The sequence below is a fragment of the Oecophyllibacter saccharovorans genome, assembly GCF_006542375.1.
Taxonomy (GTDB): domain Bacteria; phylum Pseudomonadota; class Alphaproteobacteria; order Acetobacterales; family Acetobacteraceae; genus Oecophyllibacter; species Oecophyllibacter saccharovorans.
The window spans coordinates 837,557-858,154 of the sequence record NZ_CP038143.1 but is presented as its reverse complement, the minus strand read 5'-3'; the positions used below and the strand labels follow the sequence as shown (position 1 = coordinate 858,154).

Here is a 20,598-nt window from a genome sequence, read left to right as displayed (position 1 = left end):
CCGGCCCGCTTCTGTGTCAGGAAATCCCGTTACCAGGGAAGCAGACTGGTGGAAAGGCGTTTGGCATCCTTGGCACTCATGCCGAGATCATTGCGGTGCCACCAGCCGCCACCCAGGGCCTGAAACAGAGCGACCGTGTCGGTAAAGCGCAGCACTTCGTCCTGAATGACGGATTGCCTGTCGAGCAGAACCAGGAAATCAGCTGCCAGCACATCAATGCGGCTGTTGTCGCCCAGGCGGTTCTTGGCCCTTGCGATGGCGTAGGTTTTCTGGGCTGCCTCCAGCCCGTCCTCACTGGCGACAAGGGTCTGGCTGTCATGCTCGATGGCATGCAGACTGTCGGCCACGTCTCCGATGGCTGTCAGGACCGTGTTTTTGTATTCCTCGACCGATTGCAGAAAGACCTGTCGGGCCGCGCGCTGGGCATGGACCAGGCTGCCGCCCTGAAAGAGCGGCTGCGTCACCGTGGCCATGAGAGTGTAATTGCCCATGCTGGGGGTGAAGAAATTCTTCATGGCCTCGGCGATGTAGCCTGGCGAAGCGCTCAGCTGCAGGTTGGGCAGCCGGTTGGCAATGGCAATGCCGACCTGCGCTGCAGCCGCCGTGATCTGGGCGCGCGCTGCCTGAACGTCCGGTCGTTGCTCCAGGAGCTGGGCTGGCAGCGTCATGGGCAGCTGGGCTGGCAGCGTGAACTGATCAAGCTGGAATTCAGGGAGCGGCGTGCTGGGGGGAACGCCGACCAGAATGGCGATCTGGTCGCGATTCTGTGCCAGTTGTTTTTCGAGGGGAGGGAGGTCTGAATCCTGCTGGTCGAGAACATTTCTCTGCAGCAAGGTGTTTTCGACCGAGGTCTCTCCCAGGGCCTGCTGGCTGTTCATGATCGTCAGAATCTGGTCAGCCTGCGTCACCAGGGATTTCTTGACTTGAATCTGCGCCCGCAGGCCCGCGTCCATGAAGACGTCGTTCACCAGGTTGGAAATCAGGGTGAGGGCTGTCGCTTCCAGCTGAAAACGCTGGATGTCGGCCTGCGCGCCAGCCGCGATGATCGCTTCAGCCTTGCCGCCCCACAGGTCCGGCACGTAGCCCACCTGCAGCTGCAGGGTGTGCATGCTGTAGTTCCAGTAATTCTGGATCGGTACGTTGGAGAGGTCATGCGAAACCTTGTTCCAGCTGGGCATCAGCTGCGCGCTGACCTGCGGGTAGAGCCCGGCCCCTTCCACCCGGCGCTGCTCCCACGCCACCCGCAGGCCGCGCTGCATGGCCTTGAGAGAGGGGCTGTTGGTCAGGGCCATGACCACCAGACGGTTGAGATCCGGGTTGCGGTACACTTCCCACCAGGCGCCGGGGATATCCAGATTGGTCACCAGCTGTTCTGAACGCAGCACGCTCTCAGGGCCCGAGACATCAGCATTCATCCGGCGACCAGGGGTGGGCGGAAAGGAAGTTGCGCTGTAGCGCGCGTTGGCGGGCAGTGGCGGTGGCTTGTCGCTGGGGGCCAGCAGACATCCGCCCAGGCCGGCCAGCAGACCCAGCATCGCCAGGCGGCCGGCCGGGCGGGAAAAGCGGGCATGCGCAAGGTGGAACCGGGATTTCTTCACGCTGATTCTCCTCCCGCCTGTGCTTGGCGCGCCTTCATTTTTTCCTCTTTGCGCAGGATGTGCCGGGCCACGGATTCCTCCATCCGGCAATAGAGAACGGGAAGGATGAAGAGGGTAAGCAGGGTGGCAATGCCAAGGCCGCCGACCACCACCGTTGCCAGGCCGCGCTGCACATTGGTGCCGATGCCCGTTGCCAGGGCCGCTGGCAGCATGCCGGCTGTCGCCACGGTCGCTGTGGTAAGGACAGGCCGCAGGCGCTCGACGGCACCGTTGAGGGTGGCTTCGTGAATGGCGCGGCCGCTCAGGCGGTGGCGGCCGATGCTTGAAAGCATGATGATGCCGTTCTGGATCGCCACACCGAAGAGGGCGATGAACCCGACGGCTGTTGCGATGTTGAGCGTGTCATGTCGGAGATGAAGCGCGATCAGCCCGCCAAGGGTCGCCAGGGGCACGGTGCCCAGAATGAGCAGAGCCATTCTGAGCTGGTGGAACTCCATGTAGAGCAGGCCGATCATGACCAGGAACACCACGCCCAGCGCCTTGATCAACCGGTCCTGCGCGCGCTGTTCCTGCTGGAAGGTTCCGGCCCATTCCAGATGATAGGCTTCGGGATCATACTTGACCTCCTTGGCGATGCGCGCGCGCGCATCGTCAAGATACTGCGACATCGGGCGGTTGCCGCTGCTGACCTGAATGGTGATCTGGCGCTCGCCCAGCTGGTGGGCGATGTTGCTTTCGCCCATGTGTAGCCGGATGTCAGCCACTTCCGAAAGAGGAATGGCCGTTTTGGCGCTCGTCATGATCGGCAGCTGGCCCAAGGCTTGCAAGTTGTCGAGCGTGGGCTGGCCGACATGCAGGGTGGCATTGTAGATGCGGGGCCCGTCCATCACGCTGGTGATCGGGCCGTCGCCGATGGCGTAGGTCACGACATCGGCGATGTCATTGACGCTGACGCCGTAGCGGGCGGCGCGCAGCCGGTCAGCCGTGATCTGGATCTGCGGAATGCGCGGCTCCTGATAGATGTCGGCCTGTGTGGTGCCCGGCACTTTCCACAGAACGTCGACGATCTTCTGCCCCAGACGTCGCAGTTCCTGAAAGTCGTCGCCGTAGACGCGCAGCACCAGGGGGCTGTGCGCGCCGGCCATCATGTCGTCGATGCTGTCCTGAATGGGCTGGGTGATGTCAAAAGTGATGCCCGGCACTTTCTCGGCCAGGGCCGTATGCAGTCGCTCGACCATCATCTCCTTGGTCTCGCCGCGTGGCCACTGGCTGTAGGGGATCAGCCCGACCGGCATTTCCACATGCGAAGGCGTCCAGGGATCAGTGCCGTCATCGGAGCGGCCAAGCTGGGTGACGGCATAGGACGTCTCAGGAAAGGAGCGGACGACGGTGCGTAGCTTGTTGGCCAGTTCCGCTGCGTCATTGAGGGCGATGGCGGTGGGCATCTGCACCTGCAGCCACAGCGCGCCCTCATCGAGATCGGGCATGAATTCCCGTCCCGTGCGTGCGCCCAGAAACACGACCGCCACCAGCGCGCCTGCAGCGCCGAGATAGATCGGCAGCGGACGGTTGAGGAAGTGGTCCAGCGTGTGGCGATAAGCCTTCTGGACCCAGTCGAGAAACTTGTTGTGCCAGATCTTTCCGGGCTTGCGCAGTGCCAGATAGGTCAGGGTGGGCGTAAGGGCGAGAGCGCAGAGCAGGGCCCCCAGCAGGGCGAAACTGACTGTGAAGGCCATCGGATGCATCAGCTTGCCTTCGATGTTCTGAAAGGCGAACAGCGGGCTGTAGGCAACGATGATGATCATGGTCGAGGTGAAGATGGCCCGCCCGGCCCGGCACGTGACCTCGAGTGCCAGCGACTTGTTGAGCAGCTGGCCGGGTTCATCTTCACGCAGGCGCAGCAGGGATTCGGCAACCACGATGGCGCCATCCACGATCACGCCGAAATCAATGGCCCCGAGAGAGAACAGGTTGGCCGGCATGCTGAAGGCCTGCATGAGCAGAAACGCCACGGCGAGCGCGAAGGGAATGGTGAGGGCCGTGATCACGGCGCAGCGGGGAGAGCCGAGAAAGAAGGTCAGAATGACCAGAACCAGCAGCACGCCTTCGGTGATGGTCTCGCCCACCTTCTCGATCGTGGCGTGAACAAGGTTGTCGCGGTCCAGATAAGGCACGATGCGCATGTGCATGGGCGCCAGACGGTGCTGGAGCTTCTCGACCGTGGCATGGAGGTCATTGAGAACCTGCGAGGGATTGGCGTCGCGCAGCATGGTCACCACCCCCTCCACCGTGTCGGGGTTGCGGTCCTTGCCGACCAGGCCCTGGCGGATCTGGTGGCCGAATTCAACCCGCCCCAGGTCGCGGATCAGGACCGGCACGCCATTGTGCTGCGTGACGACCACCTTGCCCATGTCGTCAAGGGAGTGCAGCAGCCCGATGCCGCGGATGATGTAGGATTGCTCGCCGCGCGAGACACGCCCGCCCCCAGCATCGGTGTTGCTGTTCTTGAGCGCGTTGATGACGTCCTGCAGGCTGACGCCGTAGCGCACCAGGGCGTTGGGGGCGAGAACCAGCTGGTATTCCTTGGTGAACCCGCCGAAATTGGCCACGTCCACAATGCCCGGAACGCGTTGCAGGGCCGGAATGACGATCCAGCGTTGCGCATCTGACAGCGCCATCAGGTTTTCCTGGTCCGATTCCAGGGTGTAGCGGTAGATCTCCCCGCTTGGCCCCGAGATCGGTCCCAGCTCCGGCTCGGCCCCGTTGCTCAGCGGAACGGTGGCCAGCTGCGCCAGGACCTGCTGGCGGGCCAGGAACACATTGGTGCCGTCACGGAAGATCAGGGTGATCAGCGACAGGCCGAACGTGCTGCTGGAGCGGCTTTCAGTCACGTTGGGAACGCTGGCCAGAGCCCGCTCCAGCGGGATGGTGACCTGCTGCTCCATTTCCTCAGCGGCAAGGCCCGGCATCTGAGTGGTGATGATCACCGTGACAGGGCCGAGATCGGGATAAGCTTCCACCGGCAGATTGCGCCATGCGGCCCACCCTCCCATAAGCAGCAGCACGCTCAGGAAGAAGATGGCTTTCGGGCGTTCAAAACACCAGGTGATGAAAGCTGCGATGCGCATGTCCTGCCAGTGTCTCCGTTTCCGGGCTCAAGGTTGCGGCTGCGGCGCCTTTCGGGGCGGTGCGGGGAACCTGCTTAAAGCCTGTATCAGCGATATATCAGTAATCGTTCAGAAGAATGGCGCCGCGCACCACCACGCGCGCGCCTTTATACACCCCGGCCAGCACCCGCACGTTATCGCCTTCATCATAGCTGACGGTGACGACCTGGCGCCGGTAGGTATTGGGGGCGACTTCCAGAAAGACGGTTGTCAGATCATTGCTCATCAGCAGCGAGGTCTTGGGCAGCATGACGACACTGCGTTCAGGCACGCTGAGCAGGGCGGTGGTGAAGGCGCCCGGACGCAGAGAACTGTCCGGATTGGGACAGGCGAGAAAGATGTTGAGCCGGCGCGTATCTTCAGCCAGGGCCGGTTCCTGGGCGATGACGGGGCCGCCGCAGTGATGGCCGCTGAAATCAGCGGTAAGCTTCATGCCTGGGCGGAAGAGGTCGAGCATGTCCTGCGGTACGCTGGCACTCAGCCAGACCTCGCTGAGATCGGTGACAGTCAGCAGCGGGCCGGTCAGGTCTAGATTGGTGACATTCTGTCCGACACCCACGCCGATATTGCTGACGATGCCGGAGATGGGAGAAGTGACCGGAAGAATATGCGCGTCAGGCCCGTGCGTACGGGCCCCGATCGCCACCATGGCCTGTTGGGCGCGCTGGTATTCCGCTTCCGCCTCCTCAAGGGCAGCCTGGGCAGCCTGCAGGTCCTTCAGGGCCGTGCCGCCTACAGCCAGAACGCCGCGGGCGCGCTGGTAGTTCTGCTGCGCAAGTGTCAGCTCGGCCTGGGCCTTGCGGGCATCGGCCACCACCTGCGCGCCGTCAATGGGCAGCAGGGTCAGCATGACGTCGCCTTTTCTGACCAGCTGGCCTGGGCGGACATTGAGCGAGACAATTTTGCCCAGCACGGGCGGGTACAGGTTGACCTTTTTGCCGGGCGGCGAGATCAGTTGCGCCGGCAGGGGTACCTTGCGCGGCAGATTCAGCATGGGGACGGGTTCGACGAGAAGGATTTTCTGCAGCGCGCTGCCTGGCCGCACGTGCAGGAAATCGCCGTCGCGCGTGAGCTGGGGCGGCGGCGGTGTGGGAGAGGGCGTGACATGGAAAATGTGCCATGCGCCCCAGAAGAGGCAGGCCAGCACGACAAGCGCCGTCACGGTCAAGGCCGTTTTATGGGAAACGGGCCGGTTAACGGTCATGTTTTGATCGTCCTGCGCAATTCTTCAGCCCGCCATCTTGTGCCACATCACTCTGCCTCTGTCACGGTTCTGTAATCTGTGCCCGCGCAGCGTCACCTTATTTTTGCGTCCAGCTCCAGACGTGCAGGATGCAGGGTCGAGCGAAGAGAGGCAGAAACGGAATGCTTGTGACCTGAAACCTGCTTGGGGGACAGTGTAGAATATTTTAAGAACAGCCGATTCAGAAAGCCGGAAAGACCAAAAACGCCCCGTCCTGCCAGGACGGGGCGTTTTTGGTAAAGGCAAGACCGGTTTGAAAGCCTTTTCGGCTCAGAAGCGGTACTCGATACCCATGCCGACGAGCGTCGGGTTGATGCTGTCACGAGCATGCACCGGACCGTTGGTCAGCTTGTTGATGTGACGGTTCAGGTAGATGTTGGTGTGCAGAAGCGCCTGCTTGACGTCCACATTCAGGAACCAGTTGCCGACGAGCTGATAATCAAAGCCGAACTCGAAGGCCACAGCCGGGGTGGTCTGCAGCTTCAGGCGGTTGAAGAGCTGGTTGACGCCCAGGTTCTTGCCGGGATGGGTGTTGTGGAAGAAGGCCACCATCAGCCCGACGCCCGCATAGGGGTTGAAGCGTTCATGCGGCAGGAAGTGATAGGAGACCGTCAGGGTGGGGGGCAGGGCCCAGAAGCTGCCCACGTCCAGGTTGCCGCTGGGGTCGAGGCCGGAATATTTGGCGCGCGTGTTGTGGGCCTTAGCTTCGAAGCGCTCGGAAGCGGCGATCAGGTCAAGAGCGATATGGTCGGTAAAGAAGTATTCGAACGTCAGCTCCGGCATCACCTGGTTTGTGGCCGTCAGACGTCCGCCCGTGCCCTTGGTGCCCGGAATATAAGCGCCTGGAATGTAGGGACCCTTCAGCGCGGTCGGGTTGACGCCGCCCTGGATGTTTACCGAGGTGCTGGTGTTGTTGGTGATGGCGCCAAGCGCTGAGAGACGGACCAGGAAGTCGCCCTTGCCGAGACCGATCTTGGTGCTGGCGCAGGTTTCAAAGATGCCGCAGGGGCCTTTGGGCGGGGCGAGATGCACGGTCGGATCCGGCGCGGCCTGCATGTTGGTGGTAGCAGCAACGGTGGCCCGAGTCGCGCCCGGCGCACCGACGGGCTGTCCGATATAGGACTGAGCGCTGTAAGGCTGGGTGACAACGGCCTGGCCGGGAACCGGCTGGGCGGTCTGGGCCATGGCAGCCGTAGCAGAGAAACCGAGGGCGGCAGTCAGGGCGGTACGGAGAACGAGGCGCTTCATGGCGTCGGGAAATCCTGCGTTTTGATCAAGAATCAAGATAAGAATGGAATCGTCGGAAAAGCGACAAGAAAGAAGTGAGGTCTATGAACCACCCTGCTTGCGAGAATTCCTTGATCTAGATCAAAAAAAGCATGACAACTGCCTGTGCAGATTATTGTACAGGAAGAATGTGGCATTTTTGCACAGCTTTTCGGAGCTGCTTCCGGAGGCTGAGGCCCTAACCCTGATACCGGGCGCTGATATCAGGTCATCCTGTCTCTGGCCTGTCTCTGGCAGTCCGTTCGGCGCTAGGCCCGCTCGGAGGAAAAATGGGAAATGTGACGAGGCTGGACGGAAAGGCCTTCTCTCTGAAGACGGACCGTAAGGCAAAGCGGGCGCCTGCAATGCTTGGAGAAACGGAGTGTGCCGGCTGCGGCGGCCTGCGCAGCGCGCTTTGCGGTGCCCTGCCGCCAGAGGGTCGCCAAAGGCTGGCGCAGTGGTGCGAGCGGTTCAGATGTCCGGCAGGGTGCAGCGTCGCGACCGGGAACAGTGCCGGGGACATTCATGTGATCATTGAAGGATGCATCAAGCTCTTCACGACGCTGCCTGATGGGCGCCAGCAGATCATCGCTTTTGAGACGGCAGGTGATTTCCTGGGGCTGGGGGCCAGTCTTGGCGCAGGCAATCTGGGTACAGGCAGTCTCGGTGCAGACCGCGTTGTGCAGAAGGGGGGTGATTCGGGCCTGACCAGTCCGAGCGGCTCTTCAAGTCCCTTGCCGTCACCGTCATCAGTGTCGTCTTCCGTGCCGTGCCGGGGTTTCAGGAGTGGCATTGATGAAACGGCCATAGCTGAAACACTGGTTGTGACCACGCTGTGCCGCTTTCCGGTTGAGGTGGTCGAAAACCTGGCGCGTGATTTTCCCGAACTCAGTCTGCGCCTGCGCCAGGCCTGCATGCTGGATGTGCGGCGTCTGCAGGGGCAGCTGCTGCTGCTCGGGCGCAAGACAGCCCGCGAGCGGCTTGCAAGCTTCCTGCTTGAGGCCAGCGGCAGGCTGCAGCCCCTGTCCCCCTCAGCGCGCCTGCCCTGGTTCCGGCTGCCGATGTCACGCAGCGATATCGCCGATTACCTGGGGCTGACGCTTGAGACGGTCAGCCGCCAGTTTGGGCAGTTCAGGCGCGAGAATTTCATCCGCCTTGAGGGTATCCACCGTTTCTGTCTGCTCGAGCCCGAGAAGCTGCGTGCGCTGGCAGGCGGTCACCTGCCTTCGGGCAATGCGCAGCCCCATAAATGCGCAGCCCCATAAGGGAAAAGCCAAGGCGACTCTGCGCCTGAGCGGCGGCCAAGCACCTAAATAATTTAGGGCATATAAACAACAAATTGCAGGAACCGGCCTTATTTCTGCACAAGCCCGTCATAGTTCGCAGCTGGCAGAAGGGCAGGGAGAGCTGGAAAATACTGTAAAGAAAAACTTTCCTCCCGGTTTATCTCTGCGACACTTTCCAGTCACTTTATGGTCATCTTTCGGGATTAGGGTCTTTTATGTAGATTCCTAATTTATGAGGTTGTCGTATCATGACCATCAAGAAAACCACGCGTAAGTTCGCAACTATTCTTCCCGCCGCTGTGGTGGCTGCTTCCTTCAGCGCCCTGCCCGCTTTTGCCCAGAGCCTTCAGGCGGCCCCGCCCGTTCAGGCGACTGTGCCCAACCCGGTTGGCAATGCCGCTCAGAACGTTCTCAATGCCGAGAACAACTTCAACCAGAAGCTGCAGAACCGTCTGGACAGCTACACGCAGGCCCAGCAGCATGAGCAGCAGAAGCTCGATGCCCTGAAGCAGAAATACGAAAATGCTCCTGAGCGCGCCAAAGCCCGCCTGCAGCAGCGTATCGATGCGCAGCAGAAGCGTCTGCAGGCCGTGCAGGACAGGTACAAGAACATGGCCGATAAGTACAAGAACATGCCTGAAGAAGAGCGCCAGAAGCTGCAGAACCTGCGCAAGGAGCAGGAAGAGCGCCTGCACAACATGGGTCAGCAGCAGCGTGAGCAGATCAAGCAGTTCCGCGAGCAGCAGAAGCAGAACGTGAAGAACCTGAAGAACATCGGCAAGCAGACCCGTGAAGACGTCCACGGCCTGCTGGGCGGCCTGTAACAGGTCCCTGAAGCCGGCGCTTCGACAGCTGGGCTGAATATGTGCCTGCCGGCTCTTCCGGCAGCACATATTATCGGAACAAAAGACCGTTTCCTTTGCTTAATAGTGAAGGAGGCGGTCTTTTTTTATGGGCGCTGAAATCCTGTAAAAAGGCAGAGTCGGTGGGGTGGTGGAAATACTTCCGGCCGCTTTGCCCTTGCCCTTGCTTTGGGAGAGGGCCATATTTTCAGGCAGGATAACCAAAGACGTTCTCGGGGCAGGGTGTAACTCCCTACCGGCGGTGAGAAGTCTCAGTGTTCCGTGCCGGGCCTAGGGGCCAAGCATGTGGAACGCTCTGAGGTTTCAAGCCCGCGAGCGCCCCGGTCGCTCTCGGTCTGCCCCTACTGGAAACGGTGGGGCCTGAGAGCAACCGGGGGTCCAGCAGATCTGGTGTGATTCCAGAGCCGACGGTGACAGTCCGGATGTGAGAGAACGCTGATCCTGCACCCTTTTGCGGGGCGCTGGCGGCTGGGGCGCATGTCTGCTGTCCGAGCCGATCGCGGTCGCACCGCAAAAGGTGTGGGGAGACGTGCGCCCTGGAAACGTCCCTTGCCATGAGGGAACGTGATCTTGTCCGATCGGGCATGCCCAGTTTCAGATTCATTGCCAGACAGGCTGCCGGCTGCTGCCGTGTCTGTGCCAACAGAGGCGCAGCGGCAGGGCGTACGTGCAGGCTTTGAAGCGGCCCTGGCGCAGGCGGTGGAGAAAATGGGTGCCACTGCGCCCAATCCAGCCGTTGGCTGTGCCCTGCTTGATGAGGCCGGCACGCTGCTGGCGGTCGGGGCCCACCCGGCGCCTGGCCAGCCGCATGCGGAAGTCATGGCGCTGCGGGAAGCGGAACGGCTGGGTGTGATGGGGCGTGTGCGCACAGCGCTGGTCACGCTTGAGCCCTGTAACCATTACGGTCGCACGCCGCCCTGCAGCCTGCTTCTGCGTCAGTCACCTGTCCAGACCGTGTGGATCGGCGCGCGCGATCCCAATCCGCAGGCAAGTGGCGGTGCTGAATTCCTTGCCCGGGGCGGCCGCTCTTCCACGCCTTCTCCAGGCTCAGATAAACAGGTTTTCTTTCTCGAAGACGTGCCGGAATATGCCCCCCTTGCCGCTGACTGCGCGGCTTTGCGCGCGCCTTTCGCCAGCCGGATTTTGCGCGGACGGCCCTGGCTGACGGTCAAGCAGGCGCTGACGGCTGAAGGCAGCATGGTGCCGCCACCCGGACGCAGAACTTTCACGTCTCCCGATTCCCTCAAGCTGGCCCATCGCCTGCGTCGCGCCACTGATGCGGTGGTGACGGGCATCGGCACCGTGCTGGCTGATGAGCCCTCTTTCACCGTGCGTCACCTGCCGGACCATGAATGCCGGCACCCACGCCTGATCGTGGTTTTCGACCGTCATGGCCGCCTGCCTCCGGCCTGGCGCCGGGCACGGGAAGAGGCTGGCTTCATTGTGGAGACCTGCCGCGATACCGCCGGAATGCTGGCCCTGCTGGCCACCCATGAAGCGAACTGGGCGCTGGTGGAAGGTGGCCCTACCCTGTTGCAGACGCTTGAAGCGGAAAAGCTCTGGGACGACTGGCTGACTTTCACAGTGCGATCCGGCCAGGCGGATGCCATGCGCCTGCAACAGTCGCCTCAGCCCGGGCTCCTGGGGCATGAAAGCCCTGTGACCCTGCTGGACAGGCGGCTGCAAGTGACCCCTGACATGAAGTTCTCTGATGAAAATGGAGTATGACCCCGTGTTTTCAGGCATTATCGAACATGTGGGAGAGGTCACGACTGCTGACAGACGTCCCAGTGCCATGGACCTGCGCGTTGCCAGCGGTTTTACGGATCTGCAGGAAGGTGAAAGCATTGCCGTCAATGGCGTCTGCCTGACGGCGACCCGTTTCACCCCCCAGGGCGAGGTAGAGTTCCACCTCAGCGGGGAAACCCTGGACCGCACCGGCCTCGGTGCCCTGCAGCCAGGCGCGCGCGTCAATCTCGAGCGGGCCGTTTCCCTTGCCACCCGGCTTTCAGGCCATATCGTGCAAGGCCATGTCGATGGTCTCGGCTGGCTGAGCGCGATTGAACCGGCGGGCGATTCGCATGACCTGCAGGTCTTTCTGCCCGCTTCCCTGCGGCGTTACGTGGTGGAAAAAGGCTCCATCACCATTGACGGCATCAGTCTGACCGTCAATGCGGTTTACGACTCGTCTGCAGCCCTTTCCCCTTTCGGAAAATCCCGGTTGCAGGAAGGGCCGGGATTTGAGATCGGCCTGATGATCATTCCCCATACCTGGGCCCATACCCGCCTTTCCACCCTGCGCGTGGGCGATCCGGTCAATGTGGAGGTGGATGTGCTGGCCAAATATGTCGAGACCCTTCTGCAGCACGGGGGAAAACCGGTCTCCGCATTTATTCAGGGAGAGCCCGCATGAACACTTCCCCGCATCCGCTGCCTTCTGCACTGCATGAAGCTGTTGCCGCCATGCGGGCCGGCCGCATGGTCATTATGGTGGATGATGAAAAGCGCGAGAATGAAGGCGATCTCATCCTGCCAGCGCAGTTTGCCAACCAGGAGAACATCGCTTTCATGGCGCGCCAGGGCTGCGGGCTGATCTGCCTGGCACTGGAAGGGGAGCAGGTGGACCGGCTGGGGCTGCCTCCCATGACAGAAAACAACCGTGATCCCCGCGGCACCGCTTTCACGGTTTCGGTCGAGGCCGCTGAAGGGGTGACGACCGGTATATCCGCTGCCGACCGTGCGCTGACAATCCGGCGTGCGGCAGACCCAGCCTCCACGCCTGCGAGCCTGGTTTCGCCTGGACATGTCTTTCCCCTCCGGGCCAATCCGCAAGGCGTCATGGGACGTGAAGGCCATACGGAAGGGGCGGTGGACCTCATGCGTCTGGCCGGGCTGGAGCCAGCCGGGGTGATCTGCGAGATCATGGCTGAAGACGGCAGCATGATGCGCCTGCCGGAGCTGAAGGTCTTTGCACGCCAGCACGGCCTTCCCCTGATCAGCATCGCCCAGCTGCGCAGCTGGATTGCAGCTCATGGCCGGGGGGAAGTGGTTTCTGATGACCCTGCAGAGCACCCTATTGCGGAAAACCACCAGACTGAAAGCGCTTCAGCGCCCCTCGACCTGGCTGAGAGGTTTCCCGAGGCTGTGGCCGCATTGCCCGGGCTCTACGGAGGCACGGACCTCAAGATCCATGCTTTCGTCGCCCCTGACGGGGTGGAACATGTCGCCCTGGTCAAGGGAGATCCGCAACGTGCTTCACAACAGGCCCGCACGCCTGATGAGGCGCCACTGGTGAGACTGCACTCCGAATGCGTGACGGGAGATGCGCTCGGTTCGCTGCGCTGCGATTGCGGGCCGCAGCTCCGTGAAGCCCTGGCACGGATCAGTCAGGCTGAAAGCGGTGTGCTGGTCTATCTGCGCGGCCAGGAAGGACGGGGGATCGGGCTGTTCAACAAGATCAGGGCTTATGGCCTGCAGGACCAGGGACTTGATACCGTTGAAGCCAATGAGGCGCTCGGCCTGCCGTCTGATGCACGCAAATGGGACGTGGCTGCTGAAATTCTGAGGCAGCTCGGCATCGGGCGCCTGCGCCTGCTGACCAACAACCCTCTCAAGGAGGAAGGGCTGGAGAAGTCCGGCCTGCAGGTTCTGGCGCGCGTGCCGCTGGAGATCGCCCCCAATCCCTTCAACCGACATTATCTCGATACCAAGCGCACACGTATGGGTCATTTTCTCGAAACCAGCCCTGCTGCCCCCCAACTTCCCAGAGCTTCCTGATCTCCCGCCTGTATTTCAGCTGAATTTCAACAGACTGTCTGAATTCAAAGGATTTCCCCGCATGAGCACGCATATCGCAACAGCCCCGACTGACCTGAAACTCGACCCGCCGCCTCGCCTGGCCCTGATCGTCAGCCGTTTCAATCCGGTCGTGACCGGCGGCCTGCGCGATGGCGCGCTGGGCTGGCTGAAGGCGCACGGCATCGAAAACGTGGATATCTACGAAGCTCCCGGTGCGTTCGAGATGCCCCTGATGGCCAAGCGCCTGATCCGTCTGGGGCGCTATGAAGGGGTGATCTGCCTTGGATGCGTGATCAAGGGCGATACGGCGCATTTCGAGTATATTTCGCTTGGCGCGACGATGGGGCTGATGGAGACCATGCTGGGCGCTGAAACCCCCGTCGCCTTCGGTATTCTCACCACTTATACTGAAGAGCAAGCTCTGGTCCGCTCACGCAATGATGCCGCCAACAAGGGCCGGGAGGCCTCAGCAGCCTGCGTTGAGACAGTGGCCTTCATGCGCGCGACCCGTCTGCCCGACCCGGGCCATATCAGCTGCTGAACCGCCTGTAGATGAAAGGTGGCGCAGGCGCGTTCGCTTCTTCCAGGGCTTTGACCACACGGTCATGGAAGGGCGACAGGCTGCAGACCGGATCGGTATTGGCGGCATTGCCGGTCAGCGCCAGGGCCTGGCAGCGGCAGCCGCCCCAGTCCTGCTCGCGCCGGTCGCAGCTGCTGCAGGGCTTGGGCATCCAGTCGGTGCCGCGGAATTTGTTGAACAGCTCGGAGTCGTACCAGATCTCCCGCAACGAAGCGTCCCGCACATTGGGAAAAGCCACATTCGGAATGGTTTCAGCGGCGTGACAGGGCAAGACCCTGCCTGAAGGGGAGACGTTGAGAAAGCGTCGCCCCCAGCCGCCCATGCAGGGTTTGGGGCGGTCGGCGTAATAATCAGGGGTGACGAAATCGATCGCCAACCCGCCTTTTTTCTCCTCCTCAGCCACGCAGGCGGCGGCCTGGTCAAGCTGGGCGCGTGTCGGCAGGAGCGCAGGGCGGTTTTTGAGGGCCCAGCCGTAATATTGCGCACAGGCCATCTCCACTCGGTGCACGCCCAGCTGGCGTGCAAGGTGGAACATGGCCGGCATGCGTTCCATGTTGCGGCGCTGCAGGACAAAATTCAGCGTCAGGGGGATATCGCTCTGCATGATCAGCCGTGCGGTTTCCAGCTTGCGCGGCTGCACGTTCTTCACGCCTGCCAGCAGATCGGCTTCCTCAGGCACCACGTCCTGGAAGGAGAGCTGAATGTGGTCCAGCCCCGCTTCATCGAGCTTGCGGAGTGTGGCTTCGGTCAGCATCAGGCCGGAAGTGATGAGATTGGTATAGAGCCCGACGCTGCGCGCTTTTTCCACCAGGGCCGGCAGATCGGGGCGGGACATCGGCTCACCGCCTGAAAAATGCACCTGCAGCACACCGAGCTCCGCCGCTTCTTCCAGAACCCGCTCCCATATCTCGCGTGGCAGTTCTTCGCTCCGGCGCTCAAGATCGAGCGGATTGGAGCAATAGGGACAGGCCAGCGGGCAGCGATGTGTCAGCTCGGCTAGCAGGCTCATCGGGGCCGCAATGGAGGTGGAAGTGGGGGAGGTGGAAGTGGGGGAGGTGGAAGGGGGAGAGAGGGTAGAAGCGGAAGACATGGCAGGTCAGAAAGCCTCCGGTTCCGGGAAGGGATGAACAGGAACAAGCCAATCTAGCGAAGCTGCCAGAGCGTGAGAAGCATTTGCGGATGCGACCGGGCCTGGCATGTCGCCGGCGCAGCCAGCGACGGCCTGCTGATTTCAGGCTGATACAGAAAAGGAAATCCCCAGAGACCAGGGAGATTTATTGCTGCCAGGCAGGGGCGGGGGAAGAAATACTGTTACCGGAAGGGATTTACTTCAGGGTTTTCTGAACTTTGTGCAGTGGTCAGGCAAATGTTTCACTGGCGATTCATCAACAGAGCGTGATCGGCCGGTCTGATGTCTTACTGTCTCTTCATGTGACTGATAGGGAAGAATTCATGTCTGGTTCAGTCCCGTGGAAATTCTGCACCGTTCTGCGACAGCAAGGCATCACGAGGCTGAAAGATTTCAATGCTTCTCCGCGGGCTGTTGCAGTCAGCCGGACTGCCGCCCGCCTGTGAGTTCGAGGGAAAATCGAAACATGTCTTCCGTCGTGCAGTCTTCATCCGCATCGTCTCCACCTGGCGCCAGCGGCACGTTTTCAGATCCTGATCAACCTCACACACAGCCCCACAGTCTGGTAATCAGGGTGGGCCTGTTCGTGCTGGGCCTGGTCATCGTGTTTTTCGGTCTGTTTTTCATCATCGCCGGGTTGCAGCTCGTCTGGTACGGCGGCTCCTGGTACTACCTGCTCTGCGGCCCGGTGCTGGTTGCTGCCGGCCTTGGGCTCCTGTTGGGGCAGCGCTGGGGTGGCTGGCTCTACCTGCTGGCGCTGGCTGCCACATTGCTGTGGACGATCTGGGAAGTGGGCTTTGAGTGGTGGGGCTGGCTGCCGCGCCTGTTCGGCCCTGCTCTGATCGGCCTGCTCGTCCTTGCCGCTCTGCCTTTCATGGGCCGTCCCCTGCTTCATCCGGCCACGGCCGTTCCCCAGACCCCGGCGGATGTCGAGGCCCTTCAGTCCCTGAAGGAAGACGTGCAATGAGAAACAAGATCAATTCGAGCGCTTCAGACGTTTCCGGTGCTTTCTGCGGGAATGGCGCCTTTCCATCATTGCGGGCTCGGGCTCTGGGCGGCACAGCGCTCTTTCTGGTCGCTGGGCTGGCACTTGGCGCTGCAATGCTTCCGGGTCGGGCACGGGCGCAGATACCGCCTTCATCAGAGGTTCTGGGGCTCGACAGTGCCGGTAATCCTGCCCATCCTTCAGCGCAGTCCTCTCTCTATACCAGCACGCCTCCCACCACGCCCCAGCCAGCCAGCGTCAACCCTGCCCATCTGCCTGACATCGGCGAGATCCCCGCTCAGGACCTGCCCACGCCTGTGCCTCAGCAGAGTGCTCACCCCGCCCCGGGCGACTGGGCGGCCTACGGGGCGAGTGACGAGCAGAACCGCTTCTCGCCTCTGACGCAGATCACGCCTGAAAATGTCGGCAGGCTTCGGCGTGCCTTCATCTATCACACCGGCAGCCTGCCTCCGCGCGACAAACCCAATAAATGGGCTGCTGAGACAACGCCGATCAAGATCGGTGACTCGCTTTACCTGTGCTCGGCCATGAATGACATGATGCGCGTGGACGCGACCACAGGCCGCGAGATCTGGCATTATCACGCAGGTGTCGGTTATGACAGCATCCCCTATACGGCAGCCTGCAAGGGAGTGACCTATTTCACCTCCTCGCAGGTGCCTCAGGGCGAGCTCTGCCACAACCGCGTGATCGAAGGCACGCTGGATGCCCGGCTGATCGCCGTTGATGCGGCCACGGGCAAGGCCTGTCCGATGTTCGGCCATAACGGTCAGGTCAATCTCATGCAGGGGCTGGGCTGGGCAGTGCCGGGCACTGTGTCCATGACCACGCCGCCGCCCGTGGTGAACGGTGTTGCGGTAGTCAATCACGAGGTGCTGGACGGCCAGCGTCGCTGGGCGCCCTCAGGCGTGATCCGCGGTTATGATGCGGAAAGCGGGAAGTTTGTCTGGGCCTGGGATGTCAATAATCCTGATGACCATCATCAGCCTGGTCCCGGCAAGTTCTACAGCCGCGGCACGCCTAACTCCTGGGCGGCCATGGCAGGTGATGACAAGCTGGGCCTGGTCTATGTGCCGACCGGCAATTCAGCAGCCGATTACTACAGCGCCATGCGCACGCCGGCCGAAAACAAGGTCTCTTCAGCCATCGTGGCGCTGGATGCCAGGACAGGTGAGCCGCGCTGGGTGTTTCAGACCGTCCACAAGGATGTGTGGGACTACGACATGGGCGCCCAGCCCACCCTGTTTGACTACAAGGACAAGGACGGCCAGACGATTCCCGCTCTGCTCGTGCCGACTAAACGCGGCCAGACTTTCGTGATCGACCGCCGGACTGGCAAGCCTCTGGCTGATTTCCCGGTAGTGGAAAAACCGGTCCCTGAGCCCAGCCGCATTGCAGGAGATCCGCGTTCTCCGACCCAGCCCTGGTCTGTTGGCGTGCCCCGACTTGGGGTAAAGGAGCTGACGGAAAAGCAGATGTGGGGCATGTCGCCGCTGGACCAGCTGTACTGCCGCATCAAGTTCCGCCGTGCCCATTACAAAGGCGAGTTCACCCCCCCGAGCCTGGACAAGCCCTGGATCGAGTTCCCCGGCTATAACGGCGGCACGGATTGGGGCAGTGTGGCGTATGATCCCAAAACGGGCATCATGCTGGCCAACTGGAATAACACGCCGATGTATGATCAGCTCGTGACGCGCCAGACGGCGGACCGAATGGGGCTGCGCCCCAATGACGTGCCGCAGCCGGCAGCTTCAGGTGAATCCAGCCTGGCTGAAGGCAACGGCGCCATGGCCGACACGCCTTACGGAATCGTGGTATCGCCTTTCTGGAATCCCTACACCGAAATGCTGTGCAACCAGCCGCCTTACGGCATGATCACGGCCATTGATCTCAAGAACCACAAGGTGCTGTGGCAGCATCCCCTGGGCACCGCGCGTGCCAACGGCCCCTGGAACCTGCCGACCGGCCTGCCGCTGCAGATCGGCACCCCCAATAACGGCGGCCCTGTGGTGACTGCGGGTGGCGTGGCTTTTGTAGCGGCTGCGACCGACAATCTCCTGCGGGCGCTAGATATGAAAACAGGCAAGGTCCTGTGGAGTGACGTGCTGCCGGGCGGCGGTCAGGCCAACGTGATGACTTACGGGGTAAACGGCAAGCAATATGTTGCCGTCATGGCCGGGGGGCATCATTTCATGAGAACGCCGGTTACAGATGACCTGGTGGTCTATGCCCTGCCAGACGAAGCTCAGCCTGGTAAGGGACAGGCTGCCGAAGCAGATAAGAAATAATCTTTTCCACGGTCGTCCACTGCAATGAACGCCCCTCTTTTCACTCCAGAAAAGAGGGGCGTTCTGTTTCGGTCGTGTTTTTATGGGGTTTTCGTATCAGTCGGACGGCTTTTCGCGCAGCAGGTCTTTTGCCTTTAAAGCGGCAAGCAGGTCCAGAATGTCCGCCAGAATCTGCTCAGTCGGGGCGTTGTAGCGTGTGGCCAGCAGGGCGGCGATATCGTTGATGCTGTGTTTGCCGTCCAGATGCTGCAGGACGGTGGCTGCGGTTTCGTCGGCCAGCCAGGCGCGCTCAGGGCCCTGGATAAGCCAGCGGTTGCGTACCCGGTCATGCTGCAACCGCACGCCGCGGCGAAAAAGCGGCCGGCTGGCCGGGGTAAAGGCAGGCATTGTCACAGCAGCTTTTGCGACGTCGGGCTCAGGCACCGGGGGAAAGGAGGGCGTGTTGCGTCGGCTTGCCGCCGATGGCCGATACGTAGCCTTCGGGCACGAAGCTGCCGGGAGGAATATGGGCCTGCGCAGGTCCCTGCGCGCCGCGACCGTAGGAATAATCCAGCACGTCCAGCAGGGTCCACAGAAGGCCGCATTTGAACTCAAGCGCGCCTATCACCTCAGCCTGGGTTTCGGGCGTGCGGGCATGCGCGCGTACCCAGGCCAGGGCGAATTCGGAATCGCGCGGCGCCTGGGTGAGGCGCGGCTTGAAATAAGCCATCGTCTCTTCAGTGATGAAGGGGTAATGGCGCAACATGCCCGACATCCGCTCGGGAATGATGGTAGGTGAGAAAAGCTCGGTCAGGGAGGAAGCGATGGCTGCCAGAATGGACCGGTCACGCACGAAAGCCACATAAGCGTCGACAGCGTAACGGGTGCCTGGCAACAGGCCTTCCAGTGAAGTGACGTAATTGTCTGTCAGCCCCAGACCTCTCGTCAGGTGCAGCCAGCGGGTCACTCCGCCTTCTGTAGCGGAAGTATCGGCGGGCTCTGTGCCGTCATGGTCGACGATGCGCCGCCTCCATTCACGCCTCAGCTCAGGCGTGGGCAGGCGGGCCATGAGGGTGGCGTCTTTTACCGGAATCTGCGCCTGGTAATAATACCGGTTCAAAGCCCAGGCCTGGAGCTGTTCGCGTGTCAGCTCTCCTGCATACATCGCTTTATGTAGGGGGTGATTGCGATGATAGCGTTCTGCGCCGATGGCACGGAGCCTTTCCTCCAGCTGATCAGGCGTCAGGAGAGTGTCCAGAGCGGGAGGGGCGGGAAAGGCAGGGAGGGCGGAGGTCATGGTTGGCTCTCTCCAGGCGCGCCCGCTTGCGGACCAGGCGGGCTTTCAAGATGAAAACGCATGCCGTCTTCGGCAACGGTCCAGCCCGCGGCTTCGGCCTGGCTCCGCTCGGGGCTGTTTTCGAGCAGGACAGGATTGGAGTTGTTGATGTGGATCAGCACCTTGCGCGGCCGGGCGCAGGCGGCGAAATGACGCAGCGGCCCGTCATCACCGGTGACGGATACATGGCCCATGCGGTGACCGCTTTTGGGGCTCAGACCGGCGCGGATCATTTCATCGTCGCGCCACAGGGTGCCATCGAAGAAAAACAGATCCGCCTTGCGTGCACGCTCAATCAGGGAGGGGGTGATTTCAGCGCAGCCCGGCACCACCACCAGGGTGCGCCCCCCGCCGGTGATGGAAAAGCCGAGGGTTTCATCAGGCTGGCTGCCCTCTTTCTCCGCATAAAGCGGTGCCTTCCCAGGAACCGCGAAAGCTTCGCACACCAGGCCGGAAGGCGTGCCATCCTTGAGGGGGAGAGGAAAAGGGACATCGAGAGCCAGCTTTTCACGCTTGACGATATCGCGGTCGAGGGCCTCGAACATCGGGTTGGCGTCAAGCTGCGCCAGGGTGCTGGCGCTGCCCCAGAGGGTGAAGGGCTCACGCTCACGCAGGGTCAGCAGCCCCACTGCCGCATCAATCTCAGCGCCGGTGAGCAGAACGCCAGCAATGGGCGTTCCCCGTACCGGGTCACCGGCTTGCCGGGGAGCGGGCTGCTGAAGTTCAGGTGTGGCCAGAATCTGAGCACGCAGATCGGGTGAAGCATTGATGAGGAACCAGTGCTTTCCATCTCCGCTGAAAGCCAGAGAAGCCTGGCTGCGTGGTTTGGCGAAGGCAGGCGCGGCATCAGGCGGGTTCTCGGGCGCGCGCTGGTCCTGCTTCAGACCATTGCGTGCCGCCAGGCAGCCAGGAGCTGCGGAATTCCACTGTGGAAAGCCGCCACCGGCTGCAGCGCCCAGAACGATGACATCAAGCATGGTTGGCACGTCCATGTTTCATTTCACAGGGAGCCGGTTTTGAAATTCCGGCCCTGCCGCGTTTCTGAAGCGGCTACAGCCA

Annotated in this window: 16 protein-coding genes and 1 riboswitch; of the genes, 8 read left to right on the top strand and 8 right to left on the bottom strand. The window is 61.8% G+C overall.

What is annotated here, in order from left to right:
- Positions 1-29: 29 nt before the first annotated feature.
- The 4 genes from E3E11_RS03710 to E3E11_RS03695 all read right to left on the bottom strand — a co-directional run bounded on the left by E3E11_RS03710 (position 30) and on the right by E3E11_RS03695 (position 7,256).
- Entirely contained in the window at positions 30-1,598 is a 1,569-nt protein-coding gene (locus tag E3E11_RS03710; RefSeq protein ID WP_231118988.1) for an efflux transporter outer membrane subunit, read from the bottom strand.
- Positions 1,595-4,726, bottom strand: coding sequence for an efflux RND transporter permease subunit (locus E3E11_RS03705; protein WP_141451240.1), 3,132 nt, complete (start codon positions 4,724-4,726; stop codon positions 1,595-1,597). Before E3E11_RS03705 ends, E3E11_RS03710 begins: the two co-directional genes overlap by 4 nt.
- Before the next feature lie 97 nt (positions 4,727-4,823).
- Positions 4,824-5,969: an efflux RND transporter periplasmic adaptor subunit gene (locus E3E11_RS03700; protein WP_141451239.1), complete on the bottom strand. Its 1,146-nt coding sequence runs from the start codon at positions 5,967-5,969 to the stop codon at positions 4,824-4,826.
- 309 nt (positions 5,970-6,278) lie between these two features.
- Positions 6,279-7,256 carry an OmpW/AlkL family protein gene (locus tag E3E11_RS03695; RefSeq protein ID WP_141451238.1) on the bottom strand — a complete coding sequence of 326 codons (978 nt, stop codon included), beginning with the start codon at positions 7,254-7,256 and terminating at the stop codon, positions 6,279-6,281.
- Between the two features lie 308 nt (positions 7,257-7,564).
- Between E3E11_RS03695 and E3E11_RS08615 the strand changes: the two genes are divergently transcribed.
- The 6 genes from E3E11_RS08615 (at position 7,565) to ribH (ending at position 13,762) form a co-directional block, all read left to right on the top strand.
- Positions 7,565-8,539, top strand: a complete 975-nt coding sequence (locus E3E11_RS08615) for a Crp/Fnr family transcriptional regulator (protein WP_269203638.1) — start codon at positions 7,565-7,567, stop codon at positions 8,537-8,539.
- 269 nt (positions 8,540-8,808) lie between these two features.
- Positions 8,809-9,384: a hypothetical protein gene (locus tag E3E11_RS03685; RefSeq protein ID WP_141451237.1), complete on the top strand. Its 576-nt coding sequence runs from the start codon at positions 8,809-8,811 to the stop codon at positions 9,382-9,384.
- A gap of 243 nt (positions 9,385-9,627) precedes the next feature.
- Positions 9,628-9,861: riboswitch (FMN riboswitch) on the top strand.
- Positions 9,862-10,053: 192 nt separating this feature from the next.
- Entirely contained in the window at positions 10,054-11,151 is a 1,098-nt protein-coding gene (ribD, locus tag E3E11_RS03680; protein ID WP_231118987.1) for a bifunctional diaminohydroxyphosphoribosylaminopyrimidine deaminase/5-amino-6-(5-phosphoribosylamino)uracil reductase RibD, read from the top strand.
- 4 nt (positions 11,152-11,155) lie between these two features.
- Positions 11,156-11,836 carry a riboflavin synthase gene (locus tag E3E11_RS03675; RefSeq protein WP_141452102.1) on the top strand — a complete coding sequence of 227 codons (681 nt, stop codon included), beginning with the start codon at positions 11,156-11,158 and terminating at the stop codon, positions 11,834-11,836.
- Positions 11,833-13,200 carry a 3,4-dihydroxy-2-butanone-4-phosphate synthase gene (ribB, locus tag E3E11_RS03670; RefSeq protein WP_231118986.1) on the top strand — a complete coding sequence of 456 codons (1,368 nt, stop codon included), beginning with the start codon at positions 11,833-11,835 and terminating at the stop codon, positions 13,198-13,200. The genes E3E11_RS03675 and ribB overlap by 4 nt, the downstream gene beginning before the upstream one ends.
- Positions 13,201-13,261: 61 nt before the next feature.
- A complete protein-coding gene (gene ribH, locus E3E11_RS03665; protein WP_141451236.1) occupies positions 13,262-13,762 on the top strand; it encodes a 6,7-dimethyl-8-ribityllumazine synthase in 501 nt (166 codons plus the stop codon).
- Here ribH and pqqE read toward each other — a convergent pair.
- Positions 13,752-14,810, bottom strand: coding sequence for a pyrroloquinoline quinone biosynthesis protein PqqE (gene pqqE / locus E3E11_RS03660; protein WP_231119018.1), 1,059 nt, complete (start codon positions 14,808-14,810; stop codon positions 13,752-13,754). The genes ribH and pqqE overlap by 11 nt on opposite strands.
- Before the next feature lie 586 nt (positions 14,811-15,396).
- Here pqqE and E3E11_RS08480 point away from each other — a divergent pair.
- A complete protein-coding gene (locus E3E11_RS08480; RefSeq protein WP_194149566.1) occupies positions 15,397-15,897 on the top strand; it encodes a hypothetical protein in 501 nt (166 codons plus the stop codon).
- A gap of 134 nt (positions 15,898-16,031) precedes the next feature.
- Positions 16,032-18,224, top strand: a complete 2,193-nt coding sequence (locus E3E11_RS03650; RefSeq protein ID WP_141452100.1) for a pyrroloquinoline quinone-dependent dehydrogenase — start codon at positions 16,032-16,034, stop codon at positions 18,222-18,224.
- 96 nt (positions 18,225-18,320) lie between these two features.
- On the opposite strand, the gene pqqD is transcribed toward E3E11_RS03650, so the two are convergent.
- From pqqD to pqqB, 3 genes are read right to left on the bottom strand one after another with little or no spacing between them, the layout of a single operon-like run.
- Entirely contained in the window at positions 18,321-18,611 is a 291-nt protein-coding gene (gene pqqD / locus E3E11_RS03645) for a pyrroloquinoline quinone biosynthesis peptide chaperone PqqD (RefSeq protein ID WP_141451234.1), read from the bottom strand.
- 28 nt (positions 18,612-18,639) lie between these two features.
- Complete coding sequence (pqqC, locus tag E3E11_RS03640) at positions 18,640-19,500, bottom strand: pyrroloquinoline-quinone synthase PqqC (protein ID WP_141451233.1); 861 nt, start codon at positions 19,498-19,500, stop codon at positions 18,640-18,642.
- On the bottom strand, positions 19,497-20,516 hold the full coding sequence (pqqB, locus tag E3E11_RS03635) for a pyrroloquinoline quinone biosynthesis protein PqqB (protein ID WP_141452099.1): 1,020 nt from the start codon (positions 20,514-20,516) through the stop codon (positions 19,497-19,499). Before pqqB ends, pqqC begins: the two co-directional genes overlap by 4 nt.
- Positions 20,517-20,598 lie beyond the last annotated feature (82 nt).

Excerpts from the sequence above, each read along its gene's own strand:
- E3E11_RS03705 (WP_141451240.1), bottom strand. The coding sequence starts at position 4,726 with ATGCGCATCGCAGCTTTCATCACCTGGTGTTTTGAACGCCCGAAAGCC.
- E3E11_RS03700 (WP_141451239.1), bottom strand. The coding sequence starts at position 5,969 with ATGACCGTTAACCGGCCCGTTTCCCATAAAACGGCCTTGACCGTGACG.
- E3E11_RS03695 (WP_141451238.1), bottom strand. The coding sequence starts at position 7,256 with ATGAAGCGCCTCGTTCTCCGTACCGCCCTGACTGCCGCCCTCGGTTTC.
- E3E11_RS08615 (WP_269203638.1), top strand. The coding sequence starts at position 7,565 with ATGGGAAATGTGACGAGGCTGGACGGAAAGGCCTTCTCTCTGAAGACG.
- E3E11_RS03685 (WP_141451237.1), top strand. The coding sequence starts at position 8,809 with ATGACCATCAAGAAAACCACGCGTAAGTTCGCAACTATTCTTCCCGCC.
- ribB (WP_231118986.1), top strand. The coding sequence starts at position 11,833 with ATGAACACTTCCCCGCATCCGCTGCCTTCTGCACTGCATGAAGCTGTT.
- ribH (WP_141451236.1), top strand. The coding sequence starts at position 13,262 with ATGAGCACGCATATCGCAACAGCCCCGACTGACCTGAAACTCGACCCG.
- pqqE (WP_231119018.1), bottom strand. The coding sequence starts at position 14,810 with ATGAGCCTGCTAGCCGAGCTGACACATCGCTGCCCGCTGGCCTGTCCC.
- E3E11_RS08480 (WP_194149566.1), top strand. The coding sequence starts at position 15,397 with ATGTCTTCCGTCGTGCAGTCTTCATCCGCATCGTCTCCACCTGGCGCC.
- E3E11_RS03650 (WP_141452100.1), top strand. The coding sequence starts at position 16,032 with ATGCTTCCGGGTCGGGCACGGGCGCAGATACCGCCTTCATCAGAGGTT.
- pqqD (WP_141451234.1), bottom strand. The coding sequence starts at position 18,611 with ATGCCTGCCTTTACCCCGGCCAGCCGGCCGCTTTTTCGCCGCGGCGTG.
- pqqC (WP_141451233.1), bottom strand. The coding sequence starts at position 19,500 with ATGACCTCCGCCCTCCCTGCCTTTCCCGCCCCTCCCGCTCTGGACACT.
- pqqB (WP_141452099.1), bottom strand. The coding sequence starts at position 20,516 with ATGCTTGATGTCATCGTTCTGGGCGCTGCAGCCGGTGGCGGCTTTCCA.